Source organism: Streptomyces sp. Z26, assembly GCF_003665095.1.
Lineage (GTDB): Bacteria > Actinomycetota > Actinomycetes > Streptomycetales > Streptomycetaceae > Streptomyces > Streptomyces phytohabitans.
In genome coordinates this window covers 1,795,540-1,814,360 of sequence record NZ_RCHV01000002.1, presented here as the reverse complement: position 1 = coordinate 1,814,360, position 18,821 = coordinate 1,795,540, and the positions used below count along the sequence as shown (strand labels likewise).

14 protein-coding genes are annotated in these 18,821 nt (G+C 73.3%); 2 read left to right on the top strand and 12 right to left on the bottom strand.

Features of this window, described 5'->3' with window-relative positions:
* Window position 1 precedes the first annotated feature (1 nt).
* The 10 genes from D7M15_RS07955 to D7M15_RS07910 all read right to left on the bottom strand — a co-directional run bounded on the left by D7M15_RS07955 (window position 2) and on the right by D7M15_RS07910 (window position 14,513).
* Window positions 2-3,034, bottom strand: coding sequence for a serine/threonine-protein kinase (locus D7M15_RS07955; RefSeq protein WP_121516849.1), 3,033 nt, complete (start codon window positions 3,032-3,034; stop codon window positions 2-4).
* Window positions 3,031-4,347, bottom strand: a complete 1,317-nt coding sequence (locus D7M15_RS07950) for a hypothetical protein (RefSeq protein WP_240649182.1) — start codon at window positions 4,345-4,347, stop codon at window positions 3,031-3,033. Before D7M15_RS07950 ends, D7M15_RS07955 begins: the two co-directional genes overlap by 4 nt.
* 133 nt (window positions 4,348-4,480) lie before the next feature.
* A complete protein-coding gene (locus D7M15_RS07945) occupies window positions 4,481-5,560 on the bottom strand; it encodes a glutamate ABC transporter substrate-binding protein (protein ID WP_121516847.1) in 1,080 nt (359 codons plus the stop codon).
* A gap of 23 nt (window positions 5,561-5,583) precedes the next feature.
* Entirely contained in the window at window positions 5,584-7,002 is a 1,419-nt protein-coding gene (locus D7M15_RS07940) for a hypothetical protein (RefSeq protein WP_121516846.1), read from the bottom strand.
* Window positions 7,003-7,546: 544 nt separating this feature from the next.
* Window positions 7,547-8,560, bottom strand: a complete 1,014-nt coding sequence (locus D7M15_RS07935; protein WP_240649181.1) for a BadF/BadG/BcrA/BcrD ATPase family protein — start codon at window positions 8,558-8,560, stop codon at window positions 7,547-7,549.
* On the bottom strand, window positions 8,551-9,834 hold the full coding sequence (locus D7M15_RS07930; protein WP_121516845.1) for a 6-phospho-beta-glucosidase: 1,284 nt from the start codon (window positions 9,832-9,834) through the stop codon (window positions 8,551-8,553). Before D7M15_RS07930 ends, D7M15_RS07935 begins: the two co-directional genes overlap by 10 nt.
* 2 nt (window positions 9,835-9,836) lie before the next feature.
* Window positions 9,837-10,760, bottom strand: coding sequence for a carbohydrate ABC transporter permease (locus tag D7M15_RS07925; protein ID WP_121516844.1), 924 nt, complete (start codon window positions 10,758-10,760; stop codon window positions 9,837-9,839).
* A gap of 6 nt (window positions 10,761-10,766) precedes the next feature.
* Window positions 10,767-11,714: a sugar ABC transporter permease gene (locus tag D7M15_RS07920; protein WP_121516843.1), complete on the bottom strand. Its 948-nt coding sequence runs from the start codon at window positions 11,712-11,714 to the stop codon at window positions 10,767-10,769.
* Between the two features lie 87 nt (window positions 11,715-11,801).
* Window positions 11,802-13,181 (bottom strand): ABC transporter substrate-binding protein, encoded by a 1,380-nt coding sequence (locus tag D7M15_RS07915; protein ID WP_121516842.1) that lies wholly within the window; start codon window positions 13,179-13,181, stop codon window positions 11,802-11,804.
* Window positions 13,182-13,274: 93 nt separating this feature from the next.
* Window positions 13,275-14,513 carry an ROK family transcriptional regulator gene (locus D7M15_RS07910; RefSeq protein WP_121516841.1) on the bottom strand — a complete coding sequence of 413 codons (1,239 nt, stop codon included), beginning with the start codon at window positions 14,511-14,513 and terminating at the stop codon, window positions 13,275-13,277.
* A 205-nt stretch (window positions 14,514-14,718) separates the two neighbouring features.
* Between D7M15_RS07910 and D7M15_RS07905 the strand changes: the two genes are divergently transcribed.
* Entirely contained in the window at window positions 14,719-15,603 is an 885-nt protein-coding gene (locus D7M15_RS07905; RefSeq protein WP_121520413.1) for a LysR family transcriptional regulator, read from the top strand.
* Window positions 15,604-15,734: 131 nt separating this feature from the next.
* On the opposite strand, the gene D7M15_RS07900 is transcribed toward D7M15_RS07905, so the two are convergent.
* Window positions 15,735-16,508, bottom strand: coding sequence for an oxidoreductase (locus D7M15_RS07900; protein ID WP_121516840.1), 774 nt, complete (start codon window positions 16,506-16,508; stop codon window positions 15,735-15,737).
* Between the two features lie 313 nt (window positions 16,509-16,821).
* Window positions 16,822-17,856, bottom strand: a complete 1,035-nt coding sequence (locus D7M15_RS07895; RefSeq protein ID WP_121516839.1) for a mechanosensitive ion channel family protein — start codon at window positions 17,854-17,856, stop codon at window positions 16,822-16,824.
* 396 nt (window positions 17,857-18,252) lie between these two features.
* Between D7M15_RS07895 and D7M15_RS07890 the strand changes: the two genes are divergently transcribed.
* On the top strand, window positions 18,253-18,792 hold the full coding sequence (locus D7M15_RS07890) for an HNH endonuclease (RefSeq protein WP_121516838.1): 540 nt from the start codon (window positions 18,253-18,255) through the stop codon (window positions 18,790-18,792).
* Window positions 18,793-18,821 lie beyond the last annotated feature (29 nt).

Genomic DNA, 18,821 nt, shown 5'->3' with positions numbered 1-18,821 from the left:
GTCACACCCACGTCCTGGGGCGGAACCTGTTGGCCTGTTCCACCAGTTCGATCCTCTCAGCACCGGTCAGCGCCAGTCGCGCCAGCTTCCGGTACGAACGTTCCAGGCCCGCGCGCAGGGCTTCCTCCTCCAGGCGGCAGCCCAGCAGGAGACCGCTCGTCGGGCCCTGCCTGTGCGGGCCGCCGGGGGCGCCGTTCCGGCCCGCGAGCACCCAGTCCAGCGCTCTGCCCAGCACCTCGGTCGTCAGTTCCTCACCGCGCCGCTCGTCCAGCCCGATGTCCCGCAGCCGGACGATCTGGAGCGCGGACGCGTGCAGGTCGACGAGCAGGTGCTCCTCGGGGGAGCGTTCCCGCAGCCGGGCGCGGATGGCCGCGACGCGTGCCGCGGTGAAGTGGATGGACGCCTCCGGTACGGACTCCAGCGTCTGTACGGCGCCCTGCCGCTGGCCGACCGAGAGCCGTACGCGGGCCAACCCGAAGGCGGCGCTCACGTACGACGGGTCGGTGGACCAGACGAGGCGGTAGTACTCGGCGGCGTTGTCGAGCTGCCCCAGCACCTCCGCGCAGATGGCCAGCGCCAGCTTCGGCGCGGGCTCGCCGGGGAACGCGTCGTAGATCGCGTCGAACGCGACCGCCGCCGACTCCCAGTCGCCGGACACCAGGCCGACGACGCCGCGGTACCACACCACGCGCCAGTCGTCTGAGTGCTCCGCCTCCAGGTCGACGAGCGCCCGCTCGGCGGCCCGGCGGCCCTCCTGCGTGGCCAGTTCCAGCCGGGCGCGCAGCTCGCGCAGGCGCCGTTCGACGGACTGCACCGGGGCGTCCCGCAGGGCGGCGAGCACCTCCGCGGGCGCGGAGGTCATCATCCCGGCGAGGAAGCCCGCGTTGGGGTCCGAGGTGTCCACCCTCGGCACCGGCAGCGAGAGGGCGGCGGTGCTCGCCTCCAGCGGTACGAGCCGGGGCCCGGTGCTGCCGTGCCCGCCGACCGGGCCGCCGGGCGGGGGCGGTGGGCGGCCGGGCAGCCGTACGTGTGCGGGCGTGCCGACGTACGCGCCGTGCCGCCCGGCGACGCGGCCCTGCTGCGAGGGCGCCCCGAGGCCCTCCGGTGCCGCGAGCGGCACGGGGGTACCGGCGCCCTGCGGCGAGAGGGGCGTGGGTGCCGGGGTGCCGGGGGCGGGGCCGCCGTCGGGGTGGGCACCGGCGAACGCCGCCGGTACGGCGCCCTGTCCGGCCGCGCCGGGCGGTACGGCGGATGCCGCGGGGGTGCCCGGGGTGGCACCCCGACCCGTACCGCCGGAGCCGTTCGCGCCGTTCGCGCCGTTCGCGGCGCCCGGTTCGGCCGTGGCGTCGCCCGATTCCGCGCCGTCCTGACCCTTCGTCCCGTCCCCCTCGCCGACGGTCGTGCCGTTCACGACGGCCGAGGCCCAGGCGCGTCCGCCGCGCCGCAGCCAGTAGAGCGGCGACGACGCCTTGCGGCCGCCCAGCGTGGAGGTGTCGCCACGGGTGGCGGCCAGCAACTCGGTGTCCACGACGCGCAGTTCGGGACCGAGCAGGGTCGACACCGAGGGTCGCGGGCGGCCCGTCTGGAGCGCCACGACCTCCCGCAGCACGCCCGTGAGCTGCTCCGACATCTCGGCTGCCGAGGCGAACCGGCGGTGCGGGTCCGGGTCGGTCGCCCGGACCAGGAAGCGGTAGAACGACTCGAACCGCTGGAACGCCTCGACGTTCGACGGCTCCGGCAGGCTGTCCACGAAGACGTTCGTGTAGCCCTGGAAGTCGAAGGTGAGGACCGCCAGCGTGCGCGCCACCGAGTACAGGTCGGACGCCACCGAGGGCCCGTGCTCCGCGACTTCGGGCGCCTGGTAGCCCACGGTGCCGTAGATCGGGCTGTCGTCGTCGTCCATGCGCCGGACCGCGCCCAGGTCGATCAGCTTCAGCTGGTTGTCCTGCTGGATGGCGTTGTCGACCTTGAAGTCGCAGTACAGCAGGTTGCGCGAGTGCAGGTGGCCGAGAGCCTCCAGGGCCTCGATGCCGTACGCGCACGCCTGCTCGACCGGCAGCGGGTCGCGGCGCCCCTCGGACGTACGGCGGGCGTTGGCCAGCTCCTTCAGGGACTTGCCGCCGACGTACTCCATGACGATGTAGCCGTCGCGGCTGCCCGTACGGCGGTCCAGGTGCTCGACGAAGTTGTAGATCCGCACGATGTTGTTGTGCTCGATCTCCGCCAGGAAGCGCCGCTCGGAGATCGCGGCCGCCATGGCGTCCTGGTCGCCGGTGTCCAGCAGGCCCTTGAGGACCACCCAGCGGTCGGAGACGGCGCGGTCGACCGCGAGGTAGATCCAGCCGAGCCCGCCGTGCGCGAGACAGCCGACGATCTCGTACTGCCCGTGCACCATGTCGCCCTTGCGGAGCTTCGGCACGAAGGAGTACGGGTTGCCGCACTTGGTGCAGAAGCCCTCCGTACGCCCCGCCCGGTCACCCCGGGTACGGCCGACGGGCGCGCCGCAGTCGCTGATGCTGCAGAAGCGCTTGCGCTCCGGCACCTCGGGGTTGGGCAGCACCACCGTGCCGGGGTCGGCGCGCGGCACGTCCGGCACCGTCACCAGGCCCACGCCCATCCGGGCCCGCACCGAGCCGACCGTGCGCGACGGGGAACTGCGCACCGAGACCGACACCTGCCGCCCGGACCCGACGCCGTGCGACAGCGAACGGGACAGCCGACCCGACACGGAGCGGCGCGACGACTGCGAGCGCACCGAGTGCGACGAGCGGGACGACGACTGCGACGACTGCGAGGAGGACCGCGACGACGGCGCCGACGTACGCGACGACGGGATCGACGACGAACCCGGCAGGAGGCCGCCGCGCGCCACGGAGCGCCCCGTCGGCGCCGAGCCGATCAGGCCCTCCGGCGAGACGACGGGTGCGAGACCGCACGTGTCGCAGTACAGCTCGCCCTCGCCCATGTCCTCGTAGACACCGGTGCAACCCGGGCGCTGGCACCGCCTCTTCGGCGCGTCCGGCGTTTCGCTCATGCTTCCCCCCTGTGATCGGCTCGGGCGGCTCCGCCCTGCCGGGGTACCAGGATCTCCTGCGCCGCCCGCTGGTAGCGCAGTACGGCGTCCTCCGCCGCCCGTAGGTCACACGGCGCGCTCCACAGCATGCGGCGTGCGACGTCGTACCGCTCCATCAGCATCCGGTCCTCGGCCAGGCCGTGCCGGGACACCCTGGCACGGTACGCGTCGAGTCGGCCACGCAGCTCCGCCCTGACCGCCAGCGGCGCGGTCACGGCGGAGAGCGAGGCGCGAGCCCGTTCCAACTCGTCCTCCGCCCGCTGCTCCAGGCTCTCCAGCAGCGGGGACAACCGGTGCCACTGGGCGTGCCTGCGGTAGTCGGCGGCGCGCACCAGCTGCTCCTGGAGCGCCGTCGGCGGTCCGCTCACCGCGGGCACCTCGGACGCGGCGATCTTCGCCAGCACCTCGCCGCGCGCCGAACGTGCCTCCGCCAGCGTGCGGTCCGCGCGGGACAGGATGTCACGCAGGCTCATCAGCCGCTGCTCCGCGTCCTGCCGGACGGTGAGGACGGCGTCGATCTCCCGCCGTACGTCCTCCAGGGCGCGCGCCGCCGCGTCGTACCGCGTGGTGTCCGGACGGCCCACGCCCGGCGCCGAACTGCCCCCGTCCGCCGTCCAGAACGCGAGCGGGTCGCGCAGCACCTCGGCGCGCAGCCCGGTCAGTTCGTCCGTGATGTCGTCCAGCTCGTCGCCCGACGGGTGCTCGCCCGGACGCACCCCGACGGAGTGCGCCAGCGAGCGGACGCGCTGCAACTCCTCCGCCAGCAGGTCTATCCGGGCGGGCAGCGCGGACCACACGGAGTCGGCGGCGGCGACGACGTCCAGGGCGCGCGCGTACCCGGCGTTCATGCGGGCGACGAGCCCGCCGAGCGTCAGCTCCTCGTCCGGGTCCGCGGTGCCCGCGTCGCCGTCCGGGGCGGGCCCGTCCGGGGCGGGTACGGACAGCGTGTGCCTGCCGCGCAGCAGCGCGGTCAGCTCCGCCAGGTCGTCGCGGCTGGGCCAGCGGCGGCGGGCGCGCAGCTCACGGGCGTGGTGCAGGGCACGGGCGTAGACGTCGTACGCCGTCCACAGCACCGTCATCACGCGCTCCGCCTCGGCCCAGCGGCGCGCGGTGGTGCCGGTGAGGTCGGCGCCCTCCAGCAGACGGCGACCGGCGTGGTCCTGGAGCGACAACAGGGTGGTCTCGACGGCCTCGTGCTCGGCGTCCAGCCGCGCCAGGGCGCGGTCCGCCTCCTCCCGGCTCATCACCGGGCCGGTGGGTCCCGAGGGCCCCATCGATCACCTCACTGTCTCCGTCGGGACTGTCTCCGTCGGGCTTCCTGCCGCGGCCCTGCCGCGCCGCCGCACACCGCCGTACGCCGTCCGCGCGGCGCACACCGTGCGTGCGCGCCGCGTGCCGCCGTACGTGTCAGTCGTCGCTGTAGATCGGCGCCGGCGGCTTCGGGTCGTCGTCGGGGATGATCTCCGCGAGCCACTTCTCGTACGAGGCTGACCACTTGCTGCCCCCGCCGCCCTGGGTGTAGTCATCCAGGACCTTGTTGACCCGGCGGACCAGGTCCTTGTCGTCCTTGTGCATGGCCACGCCGTACGGCTCGATGGAACCCAGCCCGCCGACCAGTTGCACCGACGAGTCCTGCGCGGCCTGCCCGGCGCCGAGCGCGTTGTCGGTCAGGACGGCGTCGGCCTCCCCGACCTGGACCCGCACCAGGCAGTCCAGCTGGTTGGGGACCTTCACCAGCACCGCGCCCAGCGGGTACTCCTCGCGGTTCAGCACCTCCTCGGCGGTGGAGCCCGTGGCGATGCAGATCCGCTTGCGGGTGATGGACTCGTTGATCCCGTCGATGGGGCTGCTCTGCGGCACGAGCAGCTGCTGGCCGCTCTCGAAGTACGCGTTGGAGAACGCGACCTCCTCGGCGCGCGAGCAGTTGATCGTCATCGTGCGGACCACCATGTCGACCTCGCCGTCCTGGATGGCCGGGATGCGCTGGTCGGTGGGGATGGTCTTGTACGTGATCTCCGCGTCGTCCCCGAGTATGTCCTCGGCTATGGCCTTGACCAGGTCGATGTCGAAGCCTTCGAGGTCACCGGTGGCCGGGTCGCGGTAGCCCCACAGGTAGCTGTTCTGGTCCACGCCGACCACGAGCCGACCGCGGTCCTTGATCCGCTTGACGGCCTCGCCGTCCGCGCCGGACGGCTTCAGGCTGGCCGCCGGGTCGCTGCCGTCCGCGCAGACCTCGCGTTCCGGCTTCGGGTCGTCCGGCGCGGCGGGTGCCGCGGGGGCGCGCGGCGCGGACGCGGGCCGCGCGTCCGTACCGCCGTCCGCGGCCCGTTCGCCGCCCGGGTCCTCGTCGAGGCGTCCGTGCCCCGCGCGGTCGTCCGGCCGGTCGCCCGTGCCGCCGGGCAGCAGCGCGGGCGCCAGCGCCGTGGCGGCCACCGCCAGCCCGCTGACCGCGACGGCCCAGCGTCGTTCCCTGCGTTTCGGTCCCATCGTCGCCGCCTCTCCCCTCGACCTCACCGGTACTCCGAGAGCCGTCGGCCGATGCCCAGCAGCGCGCCCAGCGCGCCCAGCACGGCCAGTACGGTCGCCCCGACCGGCAGGCCGCCCAGGGTGTCCCGGCCGTCCCGGGCCGCGCCCAGGAACTGGCCCTGCTCGTGCACGCTCGCCTCGCGCAGCTTCTTGTCGACCTTGTTGAAGGCTTCCTCGGAGCTGTCCTTCGACTCGATCACCAGGCTCACCGCGTCCTGGTAGTCCCCGCTCTCCTCCTTCGTACGGGCGTCCCGGTGCTTCTCGCGCCAGGTGTTGACCCCGGCGATGGCCTCCTGGACCGGTTCGCTGCCCGCGCGGTCGTCGGCGATGGCGAGCGCCTGGGCGAGCAGCCCGCCGCGTTCGCCGCGTTCACCGGCGATGGCCTTCATGCGCTTCTCGTAGATCGCGTCGTAGTCCTTGCCGGAGCCGCGCCCGACGAGCCAGATGTTCTCGTCGCCGCGCGCCCGGAGCACGTTGGTCCAGGCGTCGGTGAGGATGCTCATCGAGACGGCACCCTCCTTGTGCGCGTCGGTGAAGTCGGAGCGGGCCATCGTGTGCCCGCCGACCAGCCAGCCGAGGGTGATCACGGTCACCACGGTGGCGCCGACCAGGCCGGGGTTGAGGACGCGGTTCGTGCGGTGGTAGTGGCGCCGTTGGGCCCACACGAGCGCGCCGAGGGTGACCACGCCGAGGCCGAGGGCGCTCAGGGGCCACTCGCGCGCGCCGTGGTAGTCGTCGTACGCCGCGTCGATCTCGGTCTTGTAGAGCTTGCGGGCGGCGGGCAGCAGCTCCGCCGTCATCTGGTCGTTGGCGTAGCGGAGGTAGGCGCCGCCCAGCGGGAGGCCCTGCCGGTTGTTCACGCGCGCGGACTCGACCATGCCCGTGTAGCGCGGCAGTTCCCGGTTCAGGATGGTGATCTGGTACTGCGCGTACTCGGCGCCCTCCGAGTTCGCCGCCGCCTTGGCCACCAGCTCGGACGCCATCTGGATGTCCTGCTCGTACCGCTTGCGTACGGCGAGCGACTCGTTGCCGCCCGCGAGGAAGCCGGTGGACGCCGTGGTGTTGGCGTCGGCGAGGGAGCGGTAGATGCGGGCGGCGTCACGGGCCAGCGGCTCGCTGTGCTCGATGACGGTGCTCGCGGACGACCGGCGGTCGTGCACCTGCCACGCGGTGGTCACGCCGAACGCCATGATCAGGGCGGCCAGCGCCGCCCCGATGATCAGAAGCCGTCCGGGCTCCGTACCGGCGACCTCCCGGGCCCGTCTCGCGCCCTCGATCCAGACCGGCTGGTGCTGCCGCGGCTCGAAGGGCGGCGGAGGCGCGGAGGCGTGCGGTACGGGCACGCCTGCCGGCGGGGACGTGGCCGGTGGTGGCGCGGTACGCACGTCGGGCGGCTGTGTCACGGGTCGAGACCTCCCCCTCGGACGCCGGCGGGGCCCGGCCCGACGACGACGCTGGACCGCGACGGCTTCGGGCCCACGGCCAGCAGTATGGCGGCAACCGTCCGGTCGCCACACGGCCGGTGCCGGGATCTTGTTCGAATCGCGATCTGCCGCCTGGTGTGCCGACCGACCCACGTCCTCGACTCTCTTCACGCGCGGGGCGCCCGTCCGGTTCCCCGCGCGCCCCGAACGTTCCCGTGTGCGGCGGGAGTTCACTTGCGGGTGGCGTGTGCCGCATGGGGGAACGTCCTGGGCACGTACCCCCGAAACCCCGGCGCATGCCGACGAAAGAACGGGCCCGCGCGGAGGCCGTGCGGGAGGCGGTACGGAAGGCGGTACGGGAGGGTGCGCCGCCCGGCGCGCGGGTGCGGGCGCGCCGCCGCGAACCGGGGCACCGTCCGCGCGTCACCGGCGCCGGGGCACCGTTCCCGCCGCACCCGTTTCCGCGTTCCCTCCGCGTCACTCCCCGCCTCCCTCCGCGGACTTCCCGTGACCGCGCGCGCGGTCACGAGAAGTGGTCGCGCAGTCGCGCGTACGCCGCCTCGGGCGCCCCCAGCCGGTCCAGGCCGAGGAGCGCCGCGCCCAGCACCGGCGGGGCCGTCACCAGCCGCGGTACGGCCTTGGGCGCGCGGGCGGCGAGCTGCTCCGTCAGCCGGTCCTGGAGCATCGGATGGCGTGCCGCGAGCACGCTGCCGCCGAGGAGTACGGGTGTCTCCAGGCCGAGCAGATCCAGCCGTTCCAGGGTGACCGTCACCAGGGACACGATCTCGTCGGCCTGCCGGTGCACCAGGCCGCGCGCCACGGCGTCACCGGCGCGCGCCGTCTCGAAGACCACGGGCGCCAGCTCGTGCCGCCGCACCGACGGCAGCTCGCCCAGGTGCAGCGCCTCGATCAGCGCGTACATCGTGGGCAGCCCGAAGTGCCCCGGCACCGTACGCGCCAGCTCGGTGTCCTCACCGCGGCCGTCCTCCGCGCGCGCGGCGTGCCACATCGCCTCCTCCGCGAGGCCGCCGCCGCCGCCCCAGTCGCCGGAGACCCGGCCCAGGGACAGGAAGCGGTGGGTCTCCCCGGCGCCGTCGCGGCCCACGCAGTTGATGCCCGCGCCGCAGACGACGGCGGCGCCGTGGCGTACGGAGCCGTCGTCGGGGAGGCCCGCGCGGAGGATCGCGAACGTGTCGTTGGCGACGTGGGAGGCGCGACCCCAGCCGTACGCGGCGACGGCGGCGCCCAGTTCGCGTTCCTCGCGCGGCAGGTCGGCGTTGGCCAGGCAGGCGGACACGTCCGCGAGCACCGGGACGCCGCCCGCCGCGGTGAACCGGGCACCGTCGGCGCCCGCGGCGGCCGCCGCGCGCGCGGCCGTCGCCGCGAGGGCGCCGACGGCGGCGGCCACGCCGGTGACGGCGGGCTGGAAGCCGCCCCCGCGCGCGGTGCCGAGTACGGCGCCGTCGGCGGCGACGACGGCCGCGTCCGTCTTGCTGTTGCCCGCGTCGATGGCCAGGCAGGCGTCGGTCAGAGCCACGCGAGGTGCTCCCGGTTGTGTGCGAGCAGGCGGTCGGTGAGCTGCTCGGCCTGTGCGTACTGGCCGACGAGCGGGTGGGACAGCAGGGCGCGGAAGACCCGTTCGCGCCCGCCGCGCAGCGCCGCGTCCAGGGCCAGCGACTCGTACGCGGAGACGTGCCCGACGAGTCCCGCGTACAGCGGGTCGAGCGGGGGCGCGGGCAGCGGGCGGGCGCCGTGCGGGCCGACGCGCGCGGGGACCTCGACGACGGCGTCGTCGGGGAGGAAGGGCAGCGTGCCGTGGTTGTACGTGTTGACGACCTGCACACCGCCCGCGTCCGCGCCGTCCCCCGCCCCGCCGCCGAGGAGCGACGCGGCCAGGGCGACGGCGGCCTCGGAGTAGAAGGCGCCGCCGCGCCGCGCGAGCAGCTCCGGCTTCTCGTCCAGCGCGGGGTCCCGGTACATCTCCAGCAGTTCCGCCTCCATCGCCGCGACCTCGCTCGCCCGCGACGGCTTCGTCCGCATCTCGTCGACGACCTCGTCGTGCGCGTAGAAGTAGCGCAGGTAGTACGAGGGCACGACCCCTAGCCGGGCCAGTACGGGCGCGGGGAGCCGGAGTTCGTCGGCGATCCGCGGGCCGTGCGCGTCGAGGAGCGACGGCAGCACGTCCTCGCCGTCGGGGCCGCCGAGGCGTACGGCCAGCTCCCAGGTGAGGTGGTTGAGACCGTAGTGGTCGAGGTGCACGCCCTCGGGGGCGACGCCCAGCAGGCCCGCGAACTTGCGTTGCAGGTGGATCGCCACGTTGCACAGCCCGACGGCCCGGTGTCCGGCCTGGAGCAGGGCGCGGGTGACGATGCCGACGGGGTTGGTGAAGTCGATGATCCAGGCGTCCGGGGCCCGGCGGCGTACGCGTTCCGCGATGTCCAGCACCACCGGCACCGTCCGCAGGGCCTTGGCGAGCCCCCCGGCGCCCGTGGTCTCCTGCCCGACGCAGCCGCACTCCAGCGGCCAGGACTCGTCCTTCGCGCGGGCCGCCTGGCCGCCGACGCGCAGCTGGAGCAGGACGGCGTCGGCGCCCTCGACGCCCTTGTCGACGTCCGTGGTGGTGGTGACGCGGCCCGGGTGGCCCTGCTTGGCGAGGATACGGCGGGCCAGCCCGCCCACGGTCTCCAGGCGCTCGGCGGCCGGGTCGACGAGGACGAGTTCGGTGAGGGGGAGGGTGTCGCGCAGTCTGGCGAAACCGTCGATGAGTTCGGGCGTGTAGGTCGAACCGCCGCCGACAACAGCTAGTTTCATGCTCAGCCCTTTACTCCTGTCAGGGTGACGCCTTCGATGAAGGCTTTCTGTGCGAAGAAGAACACGACGATCACCGGCGCCATGACCAGTACGGTGGCCGCCATCGTGAGGTTCCAGTCGGTCTGGTGCGCTCCCTTGAACGATTCGAGTCCGTAACTGAGCGTCCACGCGCCGGGGTTCTCGGAGGCGTAGATCTGCGGGCCGAAGTAGTCGTTCCAGCAGTAGAAGAAGTGGAAGAGGGCGACGGCCGCCAGTGCCGGTCTCGCCATGGGCAGTACGACGCGGACCATCGCCCGGAACTCGCCGCAGCCGTCGATCCGGGCCGCCTCCGTGTACTCCCGGGGGATCGTCAGCAGGAACTGCCGCAGCAGGAAGATGGTGAACGGGTTCCCGAACGCCATCGGCACGATCAGCGGCCACAGCGTGCCGGAGAGGCCGAGCTGCTTCGACCAGAACAGGTACATGGGCACGATGACGACCTGCGGCGGCAGCATCATCATGGCGATGACCGCCATCATCATCAGGTTCCGGCCGCGGAAGCGGAACTTCGCGAGCGCGTAGGCGACGGGAATGCTGGAGCCGACGGCGAGGACCGTGCCGAGGCCCGCGTACAGCAGGGTGTTCCGCCACCAGGTGAGGAATCCCGGGGTCTCCCAGACGGTGCGGAAGTTGCCCCATTCCCAGGTGTTCGGCCACAGGTCGCGGGTGAGCGCCTGGCTGTCGCTCATCACGGCGGTCAGCAGCACGAAGACGAACGGCAGCACGAAGAACAGCGCCGCGGCGACCGCCAGCGCGTGCACCGCGATCCACTCCAGGGTGGCGGCGCGGCGGCCGTACGGCGCGGGTGGGCGCCCGGCGGTCCCCGGCGCGGTCCGGGAGGTGGGCTCCGGCGCGGTGCGCGGGAGTCGGTCGGTCCGTGTGGACATCGGGCCTCAGTCCTCCGCTGACAGGAAGCCGCTGCCGCGGCGCATGAGCACGGCGGTGAAGGCCATGCAGAGGGCGAACAGGACGAGGGCGACGACGCACGCCGAGCCCGTGTCGAACCGTTGGAAGCCGAGGTTGTAGACGATCTGCGGGACGGTGAGCGTCGACTGGTCCGGGTAGCCCGGCTCGAACTGCTGGCCGGAGCCCCCGATCACGCCGGAGGCGACCTTCCCGGCGACGAGCGGCTGCGTGTAGAACTGCATCGTCTCGATGACGCCCGTGACCACCGCGAACAGCAGGATCGGGGAGATGTTCGGCAGCGTCACGTAACGGAAGCGGGCGAACGGGCCCGCGCCGTCGAGTTCGGCCGCCTCGTACTGGTCCCGGGGCACGTCGAGCAGCGCCGCCATGAAGATGATCATGAGGTCGCCGATGCCCCAGAGCGCCAGCAGGGTCAGCGCGGGCTTCGACCAGTCGGCGTCCTTGAACCAGCCCGGCTGCGGCATCCCGAAGAGGTCCAGCACCGTGTTCGCCGGTCCCGTACCGGGGTTCAGCAGGAAGACGAACGCCATGGTGGCGGCGACCGGCGGCGCCAGGTACGGGAGGTAGAAGAACGTACGGAAGAGGCCCGGCGCCGTCCTGACGCGCGTGACGAGCAGCCCGACGCCGAGTCCGAAGACGACCCGCAGCGACACCATCACGACGACCAGCCACAGCGTGTTCCGCAGGGCGGGCCAGAAGAACGGGTAGTCCTGGAAGACGTAGCTCCAGTTGGCCAGCCCGTTCCAGACCGGCGCGGTGAAGCCGTCGTACTTCATGAACGAGAAGTACAGGGTGGCCAGCAGCGGGTACGCGAAGAAGACGCTGAAGCCGAGGAGCCAGGGGGAGAGGAAGGCGGCCGTCCGCAGCGCGGAACGGCGGCGCCTCGCCTTGAGCCCGGGGTGGATCGTGGTCATCGCGGTCCTTTCACCGCCGTTCCTCCAGTGCCGTGGTTGCCGTGGTTGCCGTGGGGGTGGTGCGTGCGCGCCGTGGGCGCGGGCGCGTCAGCCCGCCTGCGCGAGGTCCTTGTCGATCTGGCGGTCCGCCTTCCGCAGCCCGGCGTCCAGACTCTTCTCCCGGCCCGACTCGTAGGCGTAGCCCAGGTCCTGGAGGGTCAGCAGGTACGCGGCGCCGTTGACGCTGCCGGGCGCGTGGCGGCTCCCCGGGTGCTGCGCGATCTTTACGAACGTGCGGTAGTCCGGGTCCTCGTTCAGTCGCGGCGACTTCATCGCGGCGAGGGTGGACGGCACGTTGTGGATGGCGTTGGCGAAGTCCACCACCGCGTTCGTGTCGGTGGTGAGGAAGCGGACCAGTTCCCAGGCGGCGTTCTGGCGGGGGCTGGAGCTGGCGACGCCGACGACGGTGCCGGAGAGGTAGCCCTTGCCGTACGAGTCCTCCTGGCCGTCCGGTACGGGCAGCGGGGCGGTGCCGATCTCGAAGTCCGCGCCCGCTTCCTTCGCCATCTTGCCGCGCCACTCGCCGTCCAGCTGCATGGCCACCTGCCCGGTGTGGAACGGGTGCTTGGCGCCCCACTCGTCACCGAAGGTGGAGCGGTGGCGCTCCAGTTTCTCGAACCCGCCGAGCGCGTCGACGAGTTCGCGCTGCCAGGTGAAGAGGGCCTTCATGCCGGGGTCGGAGGCGTTCGCGGCCCTGCCGTCCGCGTCGAAGTAGTCGACGCCGAACTGCGCGCCGAAGTGCTCGACCGTGGACTCGTATCCGTGGTAGTTCGGCATGAAGCCGAGCTGGGAGTACGAGTCGCCCTTCTCCTTCGTCAGCTTCTTCGCGACCTCGTCGAACTCCGAGAACGTCTTCGGGGGTGCCTCGATCCCCGCCTTCGCGAAGGCGTCCTTGTTGTAGTAGAGCCCGTACGCGTCCCCGAGGAGCGGCAGCGTGCAGCGCTTCCCCTCGTACTGCGTGTAGTCGAGCATCGGCTTCGGGAAGGTCTTCGCCGGGTCGATCCCCGACTTCGCCAGGAACGGCTTCAGGTCCGCGAGCGCGTTCGCGGCGCAGAAGCGGCCGACGTTGTCGGTGGCGAAGGAGGACACCACGTCGGGGGAGTCGCCGCCGCCCGCCCGCAGCGCCTGGTTGAGCTTGTCGTCGCTGACGTTCTTGACGGTCTTCACCGTGATGTTGGGGTGCTTCTCCTCGAACGCCTCGATGTTCGCGTCGATCGCCTCGACCTCGCTCGGCGCGCTCCAGCCGTGCCAGAAGGTGAGCGTGGTCTCGGCGTCGGGGTCGTCCTGGGCGCCGCCGCCGCTGGAGCCCGTACAGGCACCGGCGAGCAGGCAGACGGCCGTGACGGCGGCGAGCGCGGCGGTACGGGCGTACGGGGCGCGGCGGGTGCGGCCGGATCGGCTGCGGGCCGCTCTCGGGTGTCCGGGCATGGCGGGGCCTCCCTCTGGCGGGGCGTGGCGGGGCTGGGGCGGGTGACGTGCGGGGTGCGGGCGGTGTCGCTCGGGTGGCGGGGCGCGGTCCGGTCAGCGCGAGGTGTCGAACACCTCGTCCCGGGTCGTGGCGAGCGCGCTCTGCAACGCCCCGCTGAGCACGGGGTGTTCGGTGACGGTGCCCAGCACCAGCCGGGGCCGCGGCACGGCCAGCTCGGCCAGTTCGGCGCGGACCAGCTCGCGCAGCCGCTCGCCGCCCGCGGCGAGCACGCCGCCGGAGAGCACGATCAGTTCGGGGTCGAGCATGGCGACGAGCGAGGCCAGTCCGGTGGCGAGCCCGGTCGCGTAGCGCCGCAGCAGCTCCCCGTACCGTCCCGCGTCCGCCGCCGCCGCGCTGCCCGGCCCGGCGGCCGTCGCGGCGAGCGCCTGGCGCAGCAGCGCGGCCGCGGCCTCGTGCATGGGCGCGCAACGGTCGTACGCCAGGCCCAGTTCGTCCGCCAGCCGCAGTACGGCGTTGGCCCCGGCCAGCTCCTGGTAGCCGCCGCTGCCGGTGCGGGCGGCGTTCCGTACCAGCGCGGTGCCGGGCACCGGCAGGAAGCCGACCTCACCGGCGCCGCCGGTGAAGCCGCGGTGCAGACGGCCGCCGATGACGAGGGCGGCGCCCATGCCCTCCTCGTTCCACAGCAGCAGGAAGTCGTCCGCGCCGCCCGCGGCGCCGAGCCGCTGCTCGGCGACGGCGGCGAGGTTCACGTCGTTGTCGTACGCGAGGGGCATCGGCAGCGCGGCGGCCAACTCGTCGAGGAGCGTGGGGGAGTGCCAACCGGGCAGGTGCGAGGCGTAGCGCAGCCGACCCGTGCTCGGGTCGAACGCGCCGGGGGTGCCGATGACGACGCGGTGCAGGTCGCCGCGGACCAGGCCCGCGTCCTTGGCGGCGCCGTCCACGGCGCGGACGACCAGCTCGCCGGTGTCGGCGGCGGCCCGGCGGCCGGGCGTGGGCAGTTCGTACGTGCCGACCGTGCGGCCGGTGATGTCCGCGACGGCGGCGCGGATGCCGAGGGTGGTGACGTCCAGCCCGGCCACGTGGGCGGCGGTCGGGGCGACCGCGTACAACTGGGCGTTGGGGCCGGGCCGTCCCTCGCTGGTGCCGGTGACGACGACGAGCCCGGCGGCCTCCAGACGGGCCAGCAGCTGCGACGCGGTGGGCTTGGACAGGCCGGTGAGCTTGCCGATCCGGCTGCGGGACAGCGGCCCGTGCGCGAGCAGCAGGTCCAGCGCGGCGCGGTCGTTCATCGCGCGCAGCACGCGCGGGGTGCCTGGGGACGCCTGGGTCATGGACTGCCTCCACCCGGGTCGGCGGGGTCCGTCGTCGACGGACACTGTTAGGAAAGCTTCCTATTCTGTGCTGAGGACAGTAAGGCCCCGCCCGACCGGCGTCAACGGTCGGACGGGGCCGCGTCCCGTACGGAACCGCCGTGGGAGGATCACCGTGTCACGACGGTGGTGGGCGGCGGCCCGCCACGAGGAGGTCGACCGGCCGATGAGCCTGCGCCAGTTCGAGTACGCCCTGGCAGTGGCCGAGGCGGGCTCCGTGACGGCCGCCGCGGAACTGCTGCGCGTCGCCCAGCCGTCGGTCTCCCAGCAGATCCGGGGCCTGGAGCGGGAACTCGGCGTGGAGCTGTTCGTCCGCACGCCGACCGGGCTGGTGCCCACGGTCGTCGGCCGCGCGTTCCTGCGGGAGGCGGAGGTCGCGGTGCGCGCTTCGCGACGGGCGCGGGCGACGGCGCGGAGCGGCGCGGAGGAACTGGCGGGCGAGCTGGTGGTCTCGGTGCAGATGGGCTTCGGTACGCGGCAGTTGCCGCGCGCGCTGGGCACGTTGCGCCGCCGCTTCCCCCGGCTGGAGATCACCGTCTTCGAGGAGCCCAGCTCCGCCGAGCTGGAAAGGCTGGGGCGCCGGGGCGTACTCGACCTCGCCCTGATGGCGAAGTGCGCGGAGAGCCCCGCCGACGCCCACCAGCTCGGCGACGAGGAGTTCGTCGTGGTGCTGGGGGCCGGACACCGGCAGCTCGCCGAGGACCGGGTCGACCCGCGTACGCTCGCGGGCGAGCCGTGGGTGAGGTTCGACCGCGACAGCGTCCTGGACGGCGTCCTGCTGGACGTGCTGCGGGGGAACGACCCGCCCACGGCCGCCCGCGTCTCCCAGACGGCGACGGCCGTCCGCTGGGCCGCGCACGGGCTCGGCCCGACGCTCGTTCCCGCGTCCGCCGTCCCCCACGGTCACGAGCACCTCGTCCGGCCGGTCCTGCCGACCGTCTCCCGGCCCGTCATCGCCGTCGTCCGGCGCGACGCGGGCCCGGCGGAGACGGTCCTGCTGGAACTCCTGCGCGAGGAGAGCTGGTCCACCACCGGCCCGCAGCCGACCTGAGGACCGGGGGAGGCCCTTTCACGGGAATTCCCGGAACCGCCCCCGGCCCGTGCCGTCCTCACCGGTCGGGCGAGGACGGCACACGCGATCCGATATCCGTGAGAGATGCCCTTACGGGCACACCGCGCTGCTCAACTCCGGGGGAATTCCCCGCCGTCCACGGTGAGGTTCACACCGGTGAGCCAACTCGCCCGTCCGGACACCAGGAAGAGCACCGCTTCGGCGATGTCACGGGGCTGGCCGTCACGTCCCAACGGCACGTTGTCGCCGCCACCACCGGCCGGGCCCGAGGCCGGGTTCAGGCGAGCCCAGACCTTCCGTGTGGCCTCACCGCCGGGCGTGGCGACCCTGCCCGGGCTCACGGTGTTGACCCGCACGCCGAACGGGGCGAGGTCCGCGGCGAGTCCCTGGCTGTAGTTCTCCAGCGCCGCCTTCGCCGGTGTGTAGTGCAGGAACTGCGGCAGCGGGGTGGCCACCGCGGCGGAGGAGACGTGCACCACGGCTCCCGTCCGCCGCTCCCGCATGTCCGGTGTCAACAGGGAGTTCAGCCGTACGGGCGCCAGGTAGCACAGGTCCAGTTGGTCCTGCCACTCCTCGTCGGGTATCGCCGACGCGTCCGGGTAGGGCTGGGCGCCGCCCGCGTTGTGCACCAGGACGTCCACTCCGCCGAGCACTCTCCGGGCGGCGTCGGCGAGCGCCTCCGCACCGGCCCTGGTCCGTACGTCGGCGGTCACGAACGTGGCCCCTTCCGGCACCGTGTCCGGCTCCGACCTGGCGGTCGTGAGGACCTCGGCACCCGCTGCCAGGAACCGCCGTACGACCGCGGCGCCGATCCCGCGCGAGCCACCCGTGACGAGGGCCCGCTTTCCCGCGAGTTCTCCTGCTGGCGCTCCGTTTTCGAGCATGGTCGTTCCACCGGCCCTTTCGTCCGTGCGAATTCCGGAAGAGGAAAGAAGCGCCGACGGGTGCTCGCGCCCCTGTCCGAGAAAGCGCGCCGTTCTCCCCGTCGGCCCGTTTCACGCTACGGGCGGGGAACAGCGGGCGGCAAAGACGAAAAGACAGCGGACGGCATAGGGGATCTCTATACGGCGCCGGTCGCGGCCCGCCGCGCGGAAGCCGGCCGGGCGGGGCTTCGCCGGTCGGAGACGCGCGTACGGCGCCCGGCGGTGGTCGTACGCGCGCCTCAGCGGCGGTCGTACGGCGGACCTCCCGGGCGCGTCACTTCCGCAGGGACGGCCGCGCCGGGCGCGAGGACCGGTCGGGGGACGGCCGCGACGGCTTCTCCAGCGCCTGCCGCCCGGCCTCCAGGGCCAGCGACTCGTCGTCGACCATCTCGATGCCCCGGTGGTCCAGCGCCCGCTTGATGCGCCAGCGCAACTCCCGTTCCACGCCCAGCGCCTTGTCGGGCATGGTCCGTGCGGAGACCCGCAGCACCATCGACTCCAGCGTCACCGAGTCCAGGCCGAGGATCTCCACGGGCGCCCACAGGACCTCGTCCCACGGCTCGGACTTCGCCATGTCCTCGCCCGCCGCGGCGACGGCCGCGCGGACCTCCTCCAGGTCCTCGCGCGCCCGCACCTGTACGTCCAGCGCGGCCGTGGCCCAGCCCTGGCTGAGGTTGCCGACGCGCCGGATCTCGCCGTTGCGCACGTACCAGACCTCGCCGTCGTCACCCCGCAGCTTGGTGACGCGCAGGTTGATCTCCAGCACCTCGCCGGTGGCCTCGCCCGCGTCGATCCGGTCGCCCACGCCGTACTGGTCCTCCAGCAGCATGAACATGCCGGTGAGTACGTCGGTGACCAGGTTCCGCGCGCCGAAGCCGAGCGCGACGCCCGCGACACCGGCGCTGGCGAGCAGCGGCGCGAGGTTGATGCCGAGTATCGACAGCACGATCAGCGCGGCCGTGCCCATGATCACCATGGTGGCGACGCTGCGCAGCACGGAGCCGATGGCCTCCGAACGCTGGCGCCGCCGCTCGACGTTGACCAGCAGGCCGCGACCGCGCAGGGCGTTGCCGCTGGCCTCGGCGGCGGCGTTGCGGTTCATGCGGCGCAGGAAGTTGGTGATCGCCCGCCGCACCAGGAACCGCAGCACGCCGGCGACGATCAGGACGAGCGTGATGCGCAGACCGCCCGCGAGCCAGCTCGACCAGTTGTCCCCGAACCAGCCCGCCGCGTTGTTCGCCGTCTCCTGGGCGTCTTCCAGGGACGTCTCCGCGTCCGGAGGAGGGGTGGCACCGAGCAACCAGGACACAGCAGAACCTTCCGTGCGGGACGCGCGGGGGAGCGCGGGGGGACGCGAACAGGCTTGCCCACCAAGGGCCCACACTAATGGCCCATCCTCTGCACAACCTCCCAGCTCCCCGGCTCGCGCGCGTCGCCGGTGCCGCCTCCCGCGCGCGGCTCCGCGGCGCCGGGGGCGCGTCACCGCCGGTCACGGCGCGACAACGGCGGAGTGACCGCTTCCGGGGTGCCCGTGGACGCCCCGTCGCACGTGACGAGGCTCATGCCGAACGGAATATCCCCTATGGGGTGAAACGCTCCCGCTTGCGTTATGCGGTCGTGGTGGCGCCGCGACCGGGGCACGGGACACACTGAGGGGAGATCGTCCCGGCGCGAGCCACGCGCCGCCGACGTACAAGGAGGCACCGTGCCGCATGTCCTGGTCCTCAACGCGTCGTACGAGCCGCTCGGTGTCGTGCCGTTGCGACGCGCTCTCATACTCGTCCTCAACGACAAGGCCGTCAGTCTCGAGGACTCCGGCGCCCTGATGCACAGCGCGACCCGGGCCCTGCCCGCACCCAGCGTGGTCCGGCTCAAGCGTTTCGTGCGGGTGCCCTTCCGCGGCCCCGTGCCGCTCACCCGCCGCGCGCTGTTCGCCCGGGACGGCGGCCGGTGCGCGTACTGCGGGGGTGTGGCGACCAGCGTCGACCACGTCGTCCCGCGCAGCCGCGGCGGTCAGCACACCTGGGAGAACGTGGTGGCGGCCTGCCGCCGCTGCAACCACGTGAAGGCGGACAAACACGTCGGGGAGATCGGCTGGCGGCTGCGGCACCAACCCGCGCCGCCGTCCGGACTGGCCTGGCGGATCATCGGGACAGGCCATCGGGACCCGCGCTGGCTGCCGTACCTGCAACCGTACGGCGCCGACGACGCCCTCGCCCGGATCGACGGCAGACTCTCTGCCTGAGACCGGGCTTTCGTACGTCCCGGGCGGGC

Bases quoted from the DNA above. Each gene is read 5' to 3' on its own strand.
- D7M15_RS07955 (WP_121516849.1), bottom strand. From the start codon at position 3,034: ATGAGCGAAACGCCGGACGCGCCGAAGAGGCGGTGCCAGCGCCCGGGT.
- D7M15_RS07950 (WP_240649182.1), bottom strand. From the start codon at position 4,347: ATGGGGCCCTCGGGACCCACCGGCCCGGTGATGAGCCGGGAGGAGGCG.
- D7M15_RS07945 (WP_121516847.1), bottom strand. From the start codon at position 5,560: ATGGGACCGAAACGCAGGGAACGACGCTGGGCCGTCGCGGTCAGCGGG.
- D7M15_RS07930 (WP_121516845.1), bottom strand. From the start codon at position 9,834: ATGAAACTAGCTGTTGTCGGCGGCGGTTCGACCTACACGCCCGAACTC.
- D7M15_RS07925 (WP_121516844.1), bottom strand. From the start codon at position 10,760: ATGTCCACACGGACCGACCGACTCCCGCGCACCGCGCCGGAGCCCACC.
- D7M15_RS07920 (WP_121516843.1), bottom strand. From the start codon at position 11,714: ATGACCACGATCCACCCCGGGCTCAAGGCGAGGCGCCGCCGTTCCGCG.
- D7M15_RS07915 (WP_121516842.1), bottom strand. From the start codon at position 13,181: ATGCCCGGACACCCGAGAGCGGCCCGCAGCCGATCCGGCCGCACCCGC.
- D7M15_RS07910 (WP_121516841.1), bottom strand. From the start codon at position 14,513: ATGACCCAGGCGTCCCCAGGCACCCCGCGCGTGCTGCGCGCGATGAAC.
- D7M15_RS07905 (WP_121520413.1), top strand. From the start codon at position 14,719: ATGAGCCTGCGCCAGTTCGAGTACGCCCTGGCAGTGGCCGAGGCGGGC.
- D7M15_RS07900 (WP_121516840.1), bottom strand. From the start codon at position 16,508: ATGCTCGAAAACGGAGCGCCAGCAGGAGAACTCGCGGGAAAGCGGGCC.